Below are 11,877 nucleotides of genomic sequence, written 5' to 3' on the forward strand. Positions count from 1 at the left end.
TGTGGGAACCGACGTGGGCTAGCCGCCTGAGCAATTTCGCGCTCGAGTCGCTGCGGCGCCGGAACACGGTCTGCCACAAGAAATCGTTGGCCGATTCCGGCTCGCCGATCTGGTCGACGAACAGTCAACTGGTGCCGATGCAACGGCACCGGCTCGCTGTTCATCGACCCCGCTTCGCCGTGGCAGAACGCCTGGATCGAGTCGTTCAACGGCCGGCTCCGCGACGAACTGCTCAACTCTTCTCTTGGCGCTTCGACTCCCTGCTGGAATCCCGCGTGATCATCGAAGACTGGCACCGCGACTACAACGCCAACCGACCCCACTCCGCCCACGGCGAACTGACCCCAACCGAGTTTGCCCTACAATGGACCATGACCCACCAACCCCAAGCCGCATAGCGACTAGACCACCAAACGGGTCCCCCTCAGGAAGGCGTCGTCGGCATCCGCGGTGGACTTAGCGGCGTTATGAAACGCTTGCGCCAGTGCGTTGATGTGTGCGGGCCGGCCATGCTGGAGGGTGGCGTTGACCTGCCATGGATCTCCGGCCACCACAGCCAGCATGTCTTGGTCGATGTGCCGGTAGCTCATATCACGTCCCGCAACAGCTTCGTGTTGCGCTCCTCTGTCCTGGTGAAATTCGCCGCCGCGTGATGCGCTTTCTCGCCGATGCCGGCGAGGGCCTTGTGATGCGCCACCAGGGTGGTGACGTGGTGGACGTGCGCGGTGCTAATGGCCGCATGGAACGCCTCGGCGACGGCGAAGTCACCGAACATCCCCGCAAGCAGCGGTGCGCGCGAAAGGTGATTCGCGCCGTGCTGGGCGTTCTTGCCAGCGCGCTGCGAGGCGGTGGCCCCCGCGTGCAGCAGTCCGGTGTCAACGAACATTAGATAGGGCATTTTCTGCTAGATCCAGCGAGATATTTGAGAAACTGCGGATCGCCGTGGCGAGCGATGGCGGCGTAGCAGGGTCCAGTCGAGTCTGGAGGTAATAACCGCCGGCGAGGAGAGCAAGCCGCGCGCTTGCGGCAACCGCCTGGGTCATCACCGGCTCACCACCACTATCAGCGCTGGTTTGCAGTGGGATGCTGGTCCGAACTTTCTCGAAGCCAGCAGATGCGCTCGCCTTGGCGTTGCTGACTTGCTGATCGGTGAACGTCGGCCCGGGCGAAGCGGGAGTGGGCTTGTTGTTTGGCAGAGGCCGAAACCAGGCGCCGATCGCGATGGCGCCGATTACCGCCAGCGCAGTGATGAGCAGGATGCGTGTCAGCCACGGCGATGGCCGCCTGGGCGCTGGTGGCGCTACCGGCGGCCACGGAGGAGACGCTATCGGCGCTGCCGGCGGCTGTGCAGGCGGCGGGAAAGGCAACTGCGACATGGGCTTGATCGTATCGCCGCCGCGCTATCACGGTAGTCACCATGCACGCGCGGCTCCGCAACTGATCGACGTCAGTAAATTAGCCGCTTTTGTCCACTTGCGCGATGCCGTCAGTTGCGAGCGCTTCTATGCGGCTAATCCTCGGAAACTCGCCGTACCGGGCTGCGCCCATCCACTCGACGAGCCTGGCCGCAGTCAGTTGCGCCTTGGCGTAACCAGGCCGGGTGAAAATTGAGGATCGCGACCAACGGTCGCTAGGACGTCACGGGGCTTCTCTTGCTGGACCGCTTCGTTGATCGCCGTCGTCAGCGTGCGATTCCGGCCTTCCCAGGCGGCCGGTATCTTCGCGTTGTCCGCGTCGGCGCCCTGATGTGCTGCCAGCATAGCGGCGTGGGCTCGATGTTCGGCGGGCGATTGTGCAGCGCGGGCCACCAGTAAGTCTATCAGGCGACTCAGGTAAGGCCGCATGTCCAGGGATCGGGAACCAGTCCTTGCATCCGTGGCGAAAGGTGTTGTTCAGCAAGTGGATCGCACGTGTCTGCACAACCCGCGCAGTCCGTGCTTGCTCGTCGAAGCCAGTTGACAAGTGGTTGTCGTCGTGGCTGGGCGAAAATCAGCGAGCGCCCACCTGGGTAGGCGATAGGGCAAGCATCGCGGAGGCCGCCGCGATCCCACCGGCAATCAACGGTCATGTAATTGGTCGGTGATCTCAAAGCCCAGCATTGTGCCGTCACGGCGATGGTTGGTCATGTTGCGGCATTCACCGGAGACCCGGATAGTCCCCCCACTGGCCGGGTTTTGGGTCACGACCGCCACCACCCCGTCTTTGTGGATGACCCTTCCGTATGAGTGCCAGCCGGGTGGGGGCCCGTCGCTCCAGCCGTGGGCGACCATTGTCGAGGCGAGCTTTTCGAAATAGGCGTCGGGCTCGACCTCGGTGGGGTAACCCTTGGCGTCGTCCACAGGCCACTTGAAGCCGATCGTCACTAATCCCCGATAGGGCGGGTCGCCTTGGTCATTGCACGACTCCCAGTCGAAACGTCCTGAGACGTCCTGCAGGTCGGCGTCTTTCGCGATCTGCTTTGCGGGCTCGATGACCTGGGCCGTGGCTTGTTGATCCGACATTGGGTTTGCCGGATGGTCGATGTCGTGGCGGTTGGGGAACATTAGCGCACATCCTCCCATCACGAGCGGCGAGGCCAACACCGCCAGCACCAGCAGCGCAGACCAGCAGCGGCCCCGACGGTCACCGCGGACGTGGAATCGGATCGAGCCGAATCCGCTGCCGGCCGGATCGAAACCCAACCCGGCAGCCGCCGGGAGGGAGATGTGGTGTTCCCTGAGATAATCCTTGAGCATCTCGCGCGGCACGCCGTCTGAATTGCCGATCCAGCTGATCGGGTCGCTGGACGCCGAGCCGACGTAGACGTGTCCGCCGCCGAGGTGGAAATCGGCGGCGCTATGGGCCAGATCGGTGCCGGGACAACCGAGCAACACCGCGTCGTTGGCGCGCATGCCGCTGTGGGCGAACGCGTCGGCGACGGTCGTGGCCCCGTAGGAGTGCCCGATGACCGTGACGTGCTCGGGGGCCAGCCCGTTGTGGGTAACCGCCAGACCGTTGACATCCCCGGCCAGCAGATCGCCCCCGTCCCGGGCCAGCCATGGCTGGCTGACCCGGATGTCGGTGAATCCATCGGGTGCGTCATATCCCATCCACGCCATTACCGAGGTGTAGCGATGATCGGGATCGGCCGCCAGGGACTGGTCATAGAGGTTGATCGCGTCATCGTGCCCAACCAGCCAACCCTGCGCCACGCTGCTTCCGGTACCGGGCACAATCACCACGGTATCTCGTGCCCAATCGGGATTACCGATTGCGATCGCGGCCTTGCCCTGACCGTTAAAGGCCAACGGGTCATAAGCCCACAGCATGACGGGCCTCGGGTTTCCAGGCTTGACACCATGTGTCTCGTGGTATTTCAGCCCGTCGTGCGTTCTCACCGCGTTTTGATACCGGGTGATGTCCGCGGCCGAGAGCCCGTAGGTTGCCGGATTGCGCACCACCTCGTCCGGCGACACCCCGTGCCCCTTAGCTACATCCAAAACCCGGTTGAGATCGTCGTTCATCACCGCCTGGTTGACCGTGTCGCGGACGGCGGCGTCAATGCCATTGAGGTTGCCCAACTCTGGGGGGTGTTGGGCGATCAGCTGGTCTTTTTGCTGCTGGCTGAGCGAATCCCACCACGTGTTGACGTCTTCGGCGCTGGTTTGTGGCGGCGGAATCGGGATGCCCGGATCGTTCGGTCTCGGCGGGGACAGCGGCGCGTCGATCGCCCGGATAAGCGCCGGGTCGTAACCGTCGGCGCGCAGGTTGGCTTCGGCTGCCTGCAGTGCGCCCGCGTAGGCGTCACGAATGTGGTTGACCTGCCGCAGGGCCGCCTTGGTGTCGTCGATGGCTTCGTGGTCACAATCATGTTGGTATTGCTCAAGCTGAGCGATGTCCGCTTTCAGCTCGGCTATCTCGTGGTCGTTGCGGGCGTGCGCGAGAAGGTTCTCGTCTTGGCGGATCAGGTCCGCGGCTTGGCCAATCCAGTCATCGAGAGCGTGCAGCCGGGCCTCCAATGCCGCGATTTGCGCATTGGCGGATCCTTGCGCCTCGGCGAGAGCGGCCCCGATATTTTCCAAGTCGACCGCGATTTTGGGCAGCTGGGCGGCTTGCACACCAAGCTGCGTGGTGGCGAGCTGCACTTCGGCTGACTCGGTGAGCGGGTGCTGCCCGTTGTCGCGGCTCCAGGCCTGAAAGCGACGACGCGCCTCAGCGAACGCGTTGTCGGCCTCTTTGATGGATTGCGCGGCGTTGTGAAACGCTTGCCCCAAGTCGGCGATTTGCGCTGGCCGGCCGTGCTGCAGGGTGGCGTTGGCCTGCCAGGGATCACCACCGGCGGCGGAAATCAGCTTGTCCAGGCTTATGTGCCGAAGCCGCACCAAGGCACTTCCCGCAACGTCTTCGCGTTGTGGTCATCCATCACGGTGAACGCGGTGGCCGCGTGATTCGCCTTGCCACCGACGTCATCGAGGATCTCTTGGTGTCGTTGCAGGGATTTCACATGATGCGCATGCGCAGCGCTGAGCACTCCATAAAACGTGTCCGCGACTTGGAGGTCGCCGAACATCCCAGCAAACAGCGGTGCCCGTGACAGGTGATTGGCGCCGTGTTGGGCGTGCCCACCCGCGCGGTGGGATTCGTTAGCCCCGGAGCGCAGCAACGCGGTGTCGACGAACATCTCAGTCCCTCTCCAAGCTGCTGGTGACGCTACTACCACCCCGATAACTGTCAAATCAGGCAAGCGCCCCCACGTCGGCCCGACCACCCGTGTGTGCAGCGGCAGCCGCAGCCGGAAACGGCCGACGGCGGTCACCGCCACGCCGATCAACGGGTGACCACGATCACCACCCGGGCGCCGTCGGCAAGCCGGGGCAGCATCGTCATCTTGGCGGGGTCCAAAATTCGGTTCCGGCCCCGATGCCGGCTCGTCGAGGAGGAGCAGCGACAGCGGGTCAGCAGTACGAGCACCCCCGAGGTGCGCTTACGCTTTCCGCCGGACAGCTTATCGACGCGGGTGTTTTGTGCAGGGTCAGATCCAGCTCGACCAGGACGCGCGCGATCACGTTGCGGCGGTCGGCGACCGAGGTGTCCGGGCCAATCCGGCGCCGTGTCGAAGCCTGGGGCACCCGCACCAGCCCGAGGTGCACGTCACCGGATTGACAGGCGTATGGAGCATGCGGCCGCTGCAGCCGAGCAGCGCCCCCTTAGCGATCGGGGTCGGGCTCCTCGCTGGGCTTGGGGTCCGGCGCAAGGATGCGGCGGGTGGCAATCGGCTTGCCCTGCAGTCGGGTCGTCACTTCCGGTGTGACCGGCGGCGCGGTGATGCGGCCCTGGACGGGGGCGCCGTTTTTCACCAACGGCGGGACAACACGCTTGGTGTCGGCCTTGGCGTCGCTACCAGGCCCGCCAGCGCCGTGCAGGGCGCCTGGCGGCACCACCGGCATCCCGGCCATCGCAGCCCCCGGTGCTGCCGTGGGCACCGGTGCGCTCGGCGGCACCGGTGGCGTGGTCGGCGCCGACATCGGGACGGTTCCCGCTGAAGGAGTCGGGGGAGGACCGAGCATCGAGGCTGGTGCGGTGCCCTCAAGGGCAGCGCCACCGGCACCCCCGGCGGCGCCAGCCAGTTCAGCGGCGTCGCCACCGAGTCCGCCTGCGGCGCCGAGCAGCTCGCCGGGCACCGACCCGGCGGCGCCCGCGCCGCTGCCAGCACCCTGCTGCAGCGCGCTCATGCCCATTTGCATGGCTTGCTGACCCACCTGGGCGACCTGCTGCGGGATCTGATTGAGCGGATTCATCAAACCGCCAAGGGCGCCCGTGACCGATTGGGCCACCCCGGTGGCCATCTGCGGCAGCTGCTGGGCCAATTGAAGCATCTGGTTCGGATCGCCGACACCGGCAAGCTTCGCCGCCGACTCTTCTTCATTGGCAGGGAATTTCGTCATCGCATCGGCAAGCGCGGCCTCGCGTTCGGCATGCCCGGCCTGCGCAGCGGCGTTGTCGGCCGCGTCGCCGCTATTGGCGGCGGCGCCCACCGCCGCCAGCAACGCGTCGAAAAACGAGCGCACCGGGACCACCGGGTCGGGCGTGATCGGCGGCGGCGGCAGATTCATCCCATGCGCGGCCAGCCACTTCTCAAGCTCGAAAAGCAGCTCATCGCCGTTGCTCATCGGGTCACTCCTTCACCAGGCCTTACGCGTTACGCTTTGGTCGTGGTCACGCCGGTGGCCAACGTGGCACCCGGCATCGACGCTGGCTGGATCGAGTTAACCACGCATTCGCCCATCGCGCTGACAGGTGCGCGAAATGTGATGCCCGGATCGGGTCGATACCCGGCAGGCGACCTGCTGGGATGCTCACAACCCCATGGCCAGCGACCCTCGGGCGGCTCGGCTCATGAATGCGCCTGTGGCCGTCTACGGCCGTGGTGTTGCAGTCCGCGCAGCGGTCGGCTTTCATTGCCGCCCAATGGATCTCGACGTAAAAATGCTTAATGAATGCCCGCTCGCCGATACCGCCTTGGGCCTGTAGGCGCGCGATCTCAGCGACGCAGATGCCTTGGCGGCGCTGCCAGGCGGTGAGGTTGTCGGCGTAAAAAGCCTCCGCGACCTTCTCGGCGGCCAAGACGTAGCCAGCGGCAGCCCCGCACCGCGGCACCTCCCCGCGAGGACGTTCCTCGGGTTGCACCGGGGGTGGTCGCACATCGGCAAGCGGCGGCGGGCCGCAGCCAATCCAGGTCGCTCATTGCCGGGCTACCGAGGGGGCGGTGCACGCCAAAAACCATGCCAGATGGTAGTTGCCGCCGCTTTTGTCGCCAGCAAGCAGCGCGTCGATGGCGGCCAAAAGCTGCCAATTGCCAAGCTCATTCTGATCGAGATGATCCGGATAGGCGTCAAGTACGCGGGCAGCCACCTCGCTTAGGTGTTTGCGCAGTTCGTCGACTTCGGAGTCGAGCACCCCGGTGCCCCGGGATGCGGCCATGGCCAGGGTGTGGGCGATGCGGGGCAGCCCGTCACGCCAGCGGGTGGCCTGGGTGAGTTCCCAGCCCAGCTCGTCGATTTGCGGTGCGCGCCGGGGCCGTGGCGAGGTTGGCACCGGCTCGTCATCGGCGGCGGGCAAGTAATGAAACGGGGTGTAGCTCGCGGCGACGCTGACCTCGCCCAGCAGCGCCACCAGATCGCCGCGGCGGCGCGCGGGTTCCAGCAGCGTCACCGCGGCGGGCAGATCGATATCGGGCGGGATCCAGCCGCTGGCCAGATCGGTCACCAGCACGGTGGTGTCATCGGGGCGATCCCCGGCCGCCCACGCCAACAAAGGCTGCTGGCGGGCCACCGCGTCAACCAGCCGCTGCAGGCGCGCCCTGGCCACCGCGTCGGCGGACACCGCCCCGGCAACGCCGCCCCCAGCGGTGGCCATTCCAGCCTGCGCGCCGACGCCCGGTGGCGACTGCGACGGCGGCACGGACGATGCTTGACGCACCAGGGCAGGTTGTCCCACGCCCGCCTGACCCGGTGCCGGATGTGTTGGTGCCGAGGCCGGAGTTCCTGACGGCGGTGGTGGACTCAGCGGCGCCGACGGTGTCGAGCCCGCCGAGACTGGGGGCCGAAGATCGGCACCGTAGGCCGGCAGCGGACCCGAGGGCGGGGGTGGAGGTGTCACCCCTGTCGGCGCTGCTGGCCCAGCGACCAAAGGCGAGAGCGACGAAGACTGCGTGGCAGCTGCATGCTCGATCGGGGCAGGCGTGTCAACCACGGGCGCGTGCACGGCCGCGCCCGGTCCCGCCATCGGGGTTGTTGGCGCGCTGGGCGGCACCTGCGGCTCGGTCGGCGACACCGCAGCCATCGGCGCTTGCGGAATCGCATCGGCACCCAACGGCACCGGTGAGCCTGCCTGCAGACCCTGGCCGAAACTCTGCACCAAACTAGCCGGAGTCAAACCCTGCGCCGGGCCCGCGGCCCCCGCCAACGGAGCCGCGGGCAGCGACGTTGGGGCATTAGGCAGCGACGGAGCGCCCGGCAGCGATGGTGCGGCCGGGGCGGACAACGATGCTGCACGGGCCGGGAGAGACGTCCTTGGTGGCGGTGGTGGGATCGGCGCTTGTCCGGGCTGTACTCGGAGATTGTTAGGCGCACCTATCGAGCCACCCGATGCTGTGGGCAGCGGCGCAACTAGCGGCGCGCTTGCCTGTCCTGGCTGGCATCGCGCATCGTTAGGTGCACCTATCGAGCCGCCGGGTGCTGGGGGCAGGGGGGCGACAGGCGGTATAGGTTCTTGGCTAGGTTGGCGCTGGAGACTGCTGGGTGCGCCTTCCGCCTCGCCGGAGTCGTTTAGCATGCCCTGCACGTGCTGCTCGATGGCCTTTTGGTCGGGCTGTGGATATAGGCCGCGCGCATTGGCGAATTCGTAGGCTGACTGGCCAGCCCCCTCCTCATCGAGGACACGCTGTATCGCGTCTATTATGTTGGCGCCATACTTGGCCGCGCTTTGGTTGGCTTGCCGTTGACAGTCGGCGATGACGGCGACAATTTTGCCGAGTTTGGCCTCTGGCGGCTCTTTCGAGGCCTGCACGTCTTCGATCTGCTTATTGCCATGCGCCGCCAGTTCACGTAGCTCGGATCGAAGGCACTCAGCATTGTTGCGCGCCGTTTGATAGGCGTCCTTCTTGCCGCCATTCCTGGCGGCCACGCCGCGCGCGTGGTCCTCACCCTGGTGAAGCTTCTCGCGCATATCGTCGGCGGTTCTGCCCAATTGCCCGGGGAGCACCCTTGTGCGGGCGGCGAACAAGTTGTCCGCAAGATCGTTGTATCCAGTTTCGATGCTCCCGCGATTATTCGCGCCGGTATCCATGGCCGTCACCGCTGTGTCGTATGGCCATTGATGACCGACAAGCAGCAGCGACCATTTGCCCTCGGGGAAATCGCTCATTTGCACAACCGTTCAATCGCAGCCGTCACCTCGTCGCTCGTTCGCAGCGGGAAGTCTATTTCGGACTGGTTAACGTCGGCCATGTAATCAACGGCAAGCAACTGGTATACATTCGCGAGTTTATGAACAGCTTGGGCGAGATCAGGCGGGGTTGCTGGCTCGTCAGCCAGCGTTGTCGATAGGTACCTGCTGCCGCTAATGAGTGCTATCCACCCGTCCTGTGCAACAAGTTGCTTTGCGACCCGGTCATCGCCATATTTCGTAGTTGTGGCCAAGACCACCGCATGGTGCGCTTTGTCGTACGCGCCACACACATTCGCCTTAGCGTCAGCGACTTGCCGGTCGGTGTAAGTGGGCGGGGGCGAGGCAGTGGAAGCCTTGTTGTTCGGCAGGGGCCGGAACCAGGCGCCGATCGCGATGCCGGCTATTACCGCCAGCGCAGTGATGTGCAAGATGCGCGTCAGCCACTGTGATGGCCGCCTCGGCGCTGGTGGCATTGTCGGTGGCCACGGAGGAGAGGCTGTGGGCGCCCCCGGAGGCGGCGGGGGAGGCAACTGCGACATGGGTTTGATCGTATCGCCCCCTCGCAATCGCGGTAGTCACCCTTCTTGCGTGGACAGACTGTCAGCGCCATAAACCAGCCACTCTTAGCAACCCTCACAAGTTACGTCAATTCGGTGCGCATAAGCGTCCGGGACCGCGGTCCACCGTCAATTGAGTAGCGGAATCCTGCCCTCCTCTTAGCCGCCACCGCTGTGTCGTACGGCCATTGATGACCCACAAGCAGCAGATCCCATTTGCCCTCGGGGAAATCACTCATTTGCACAACCGTTCGAGTTCGGCTGTCACGTCGTGTGATGCTCGGAGCACGGGATCTTGCTCGGAATGAGCAACACTCGCCATGTAATTAATCGCAAGGATTTGGTATAGGTCGGCGAGCTTGCGAACCGCCGCCGCAAGATCGGATGGTGTCGCCGGCTCTTCAGCCAACGTTGTCGATAGGTACCTGCTACCGCCATCGAGCGCTAGCCATCCCCCCTCAGCAACAACCTGTTTTGCGACCTGATCGTCGCCCAAATATAGAGCCCTGGCCAGCTCGTTTGCATGGCGCACTTTCTGATAGGCAGCACACACTTTTGCTTTGGCGTCGCTGACCTGCTGCTGAGTGTAGGTGGGCGCAGGCTGGGTGGACTGGGATTTGTTGTTCGGCAGGGGCCGGAACCAGGCGCCGATCGCGATGCCGCCGATTACCGCCAGCGCAGTGATGAGCAAGATGCGCGTCAGCCACGGCGATGGCCGGCTCGGCGCTGGTGGCATTGTCGGTGGCCACGGAGGAGAGGCTGTGGGCGCCCCCGGAGGCGGCGGGGGAGGCAACTGCGACATGGGCTTGATCGTATCGCTCTCTGGCAATCACGGTAGTCATCCTTCGGGCACGGCCCGCACTGGTCGGCGCCAGTAACGCCAGTGAAATGGTCGGCTTTATCGTGGCATGGGATGGCGCAATCGTCGGTCCCGTCGGATGACAACGCAACTGAAACAGCCCAGCGCGTCCTGGGCAGACGGCGCAAAACCCATTGGTGCCGCGCGACGCATCCGAGACCCTGCTTACCGGTAATTTCATACACGCACATCCTCACCATCAATATCAATGCAATATCAATGCGCCGTCGTGCTCATCCTCAGCGCCTGGCAACAAATGATCAGCCGTTGCGCTCTGGGATGCGGGGTAGCAGCTCGACGTCGCGATGTTTACCCAACGTCGTAGTGCTGTGTCCCCATAATTGCGTGACAGTATTCAGGGTCGTGCGTGCTCGCGCGACTTTGGCCAGGATCGATTCGGCGGTGGCAGTCCACACGTAGGGCCTGGGGTCGTTGTTGTCGGCGTCGATGTAGTCCTGAATCGCGGCGATGAGGTCGGCTACCGACCCGAAGGCCCCGCGCCCCAACGCTTTGTCGGTCAACTCATGAAACCAACGTTCGACCTGATTGAGCCACGACGAGAAGGTCGGCGTGAAATGCAGATGAAAGCGGGGGTGTTTGTCGAGCCACTGCTGCACCCGGGCGTGGTTGTGGATGGCGTAATTGTCGCAGATCAAACGGTCACCGTCAGTGCGGGCACGGGTTTTCTCATAGCAAAAATTACACCAATTAAACGCTAATTATTTGTGGGACATACCAGTAGTTTGTCCGCAGTTTCGTGCTACACATCGCTTATCCCAGTGGCCGCTTTCCTGGTTGAGGACACGCTGCATCGCATCGATTATGTTGGCGCCATACTTAGCCGCGCTCTGGTTGGCTTGCCGTTGACAGTCAGCGACCACGCCGACAATTTATCCGAGTTTGGTCTCTGGCGGCTCTCTCGAGGCCTGAATGTCGTCGATCTGCTTATTGCCCTGCCTAGCGAGTTCACGCAGCTCGGGAGCATGTCCCGAGTCCCGTGGAATTTTGGTGACGATCCACGGTGAACTCTATGCGGCGGCACCGACGCTGTCGGGGTTGGCGTGTCGGCGTAGGGCGTCGACGAGCTCGGGCATCTGCTTGTAACCCTTGATGCGGCGGAAGGACCGTTCGGCGTTGAGCATGCCCGCGGCGGTCCAGCGCAGCACCATCTGCCCGTCACGCCAGCGGGTGACGTTACGGTTGGTGGTGCGGGCTATCGAGATCATCGATTCGACGGGGTTGCTGGTGGTGAGGGTCTTGGCCAGGCGGCCGTCGATGCCGAGCCGGGCGACGGTGAACATCTCCTCCAGCCCTTCGCGTAGCGACGCGGCCGCGCTCGGATAGTTCTTATCTAGTTGTGCGGCAAGGCTTTTAGCGTTAGCCAGCCCGGTGTCGGGGTCGGGGTGGCAGAACGCCTTGACCAGCTTGGCGTCCACCCAGGCCTGCTCTTTGTCGGGCAGGTGATCAGCGACATTATCCGTTAACCGGCCCTCGCCGGGGCGACACGCTCGGCGCAGGTGAGGTCCCACTAGT

General features: G+C 64.5%; 9 protein-coding genes and 4 pseudogenes. 2 read left to right on the plus strand and 11 right to left on the minus strand.

Features of this window, described 5'->3' with window-relative positions; translation table 11 throughout:
- Positions 1-126: 126 nt before the first annotated feature.
- Positions 127-398 (plus strand): annotated as a pseudogene (locus MSM1_RS08295) (transposase); the annotation flags it as partial.
- 3 nt (positions 399-401) lie between these two features.
- Here MSM1_RS08295 and MSM1_RS08300 read toward each other — a convergent pair.
- The 8 genes and pseudogenes from MSM1_RS08300 to MSM1_RS08335 all read right to left on the minus strand — a co-directional run bounded on the left by MSM1_RS08300 (position 402) and on the right by MSM1_RS08335 (position 7,458).
- On the minus strand, positions 402-590 hold the full coding sequence (locus MSM1_RS08300) for a hypothetical protein (protein ID WP_213441687.1): 189 nt from the start codon (positions 588-590) through the stop codon (positions 402-404).
- On the minus strand, positions 587-898 hold the full coding sequence (locus MSM1_RS08305) for a DUF2563 family protein (protein ID WP_374101667.1): 312 nt from the start codon (positions 896-898) through the stop codon (positions 587-589). The genes MSM1_RS08300 and MSM1_RS08305 overlap by 4 nt, the downstream gene beginning before the upstream one ends.
- Positions 876-1,376 (minus strand): hypothetical protein, encoded by a 501-nt coding sequence (locus MSM1_RS08310; RefSeq protein ID WP_213441011.1) that lies wholly within the window; start codon positions 1,374-1,376, stop codon positions 876-878. Before MSM1_RS08310 ends, MSM1_RS08305 begins: the two co-directional genes overlap by 23 nt.
- A 681-nt stretch (positions 1,377-2,057) precedes the next feature.
- Complete coding sequence (locus MSM1_RS08320; protein ID WP_307857307.1) at positions 2,058-4,361, minus strand: alpha/beta hydrolase; 2,304 nt, start codon at positions 4,359-4,361, stop codon at positions 2,058-2,060.
- The gene (locus MSM1_RS08325) at positions 4,343-4,660 is read right to left on the minus strand and encodes a DUF2563 family protein (protein WP_213441012.1); all 318 of its coding nucleotides are present in this window, start codon (positions 4,658-4,660) and stop codon (positions 4,343-4,345) included. Before MSM1_RS08325 ends, MSM1_RS08320 begins: the two co-directional genes overlap by 19 nt.
- Before the next feature lie 152 nt (positions 4,661-4,812).
- Positions 4,813-5,084 (minus strand): annotated as a pseudogene (locus MSM1_RS21675) (ATP-binding cassette domain-containing protein); the annotation flags it as partial.
- Positions 5,085-5,186: 102 nt separating this feature from the next.
- Positions 5,187-6,149, minus strand: a complete 963-nt coding sequence (locus MSM1_RS08330; protein WP_236054800.1) for a hypothetical protein — start codon at positions 6,147-6,149, stop codon at positions 5,187-5,189.
- Between the two features lie 571 nt (positions 6,150-6,720).
- The gene (locus MSM1_RS08335; RefSeq protein ID WP_213441013.1) at positions 6,721-7,458 is read right to left on the minus strand and encodes a DUF5632 domain-containing protein; all 738 of its coding nucleotides are present in this window, start codon (positions 7,456-7,458) and stop codon (positions 6,721-6,723) included.
- 1,215 nt (positions 7,459-8,673) lie between these two features.
- Here MSM1_RS08335 and MSM1_RS08340 point away from each other — a divergent pair.
- Positions 8,674-8,991 carry a hypothetical protein gene (locus tag MSM1_RS08340; protein ID WP_213441014.1) on the plus strand — a complete coding sequence of 106 codons (318 nt, stop codon included), beginning with the start codon at positions 8,674-8,676 and terminating at the stop codon, positions 8,989-8,991.
- Positions 8,992-9,720: 729 nt separating this feature from the next.
- Here the strand turns inward: MSM1_RS08340 and MSM1_RS08345 are convergent.
- From MSM1_RS08345 to MSM1_RS08355, 3 genes and pseudogenes are all read right to left on the minus strand, one after another.
- Positions 9,721-10,176 carry a hypothetical protein gene (locus tag MSM1_RS08345; RefSeq protein WP_213441015.1) on the minus strand — a complete coding sequence of 152 codons (456 nt, stop codon included), beginning with the start codon at positions 10,174-10,176 and terminating at the stop codon, positions 9,721-9,723.
- A 515-nt stretch (positions 10,177-10,691) separates the two neighbouring features.
- Positions 10,692-11,000, minus strand: a pseudogene (locus MSM1_RS08350) (transposase); the annotation flags it as partial.
- Between the two features lie 372 nt (positions 11,001-11,372).
- Positions 11,373-11,819: pseudogene (locus MSM1_RS08355) on the minus strand (transposase); the annotation flags it as partial.
- Positions 11,820-11,877: the final 58 nt, after the last annotated feature.

The sequence above is a fragment of the Mycobacterium sp. SM1 genome (assembly GCF_018361265.1).
Lineage (GTDB): Bacteria > Actinomycetota > Actinomycetes > Mycobacteriales > Mycobacteriaceae > Mycobacterium.

Coding starts and splice junctions, on each gene's coding strand:
- MSM1_RS08330 (WP_236054800.1), bottom strand. CDS start 6,149: ATGAGCAACGGCGATGAGCTGCTTTTCGAGCTTGAGAAGTGGCTGGCC.
- MSM1_RS08305 (WP_374101667.1), bottom strand. CDS start 898: ATGCCCTATCTAATGTTCGTTGACACCGGACTGCTGCACGCGGGGGCC.
- MSM1_RS08325 (WP_213441012.1), bottom strand. CDS start 4,660: ATGTTCGTCGACACCGCGTTGCTGCGCTCCGGGGCTAACGAATCCCAC.
- MSM1_RS08300 (WP_213441687.1), bottom strand. CDS start 590: ATGAGCTACCGGCACATCGACCAAGACATGCTGGCTGTGGTGGCCGGA.
- MSM1_RS08310 (WP_213441011.1), bottom strand. CDS start 1,376: ATGTCGCAGTTGCCTTTCCCGCCGCCTGCACAGCCGCCGGCAGCGCCG.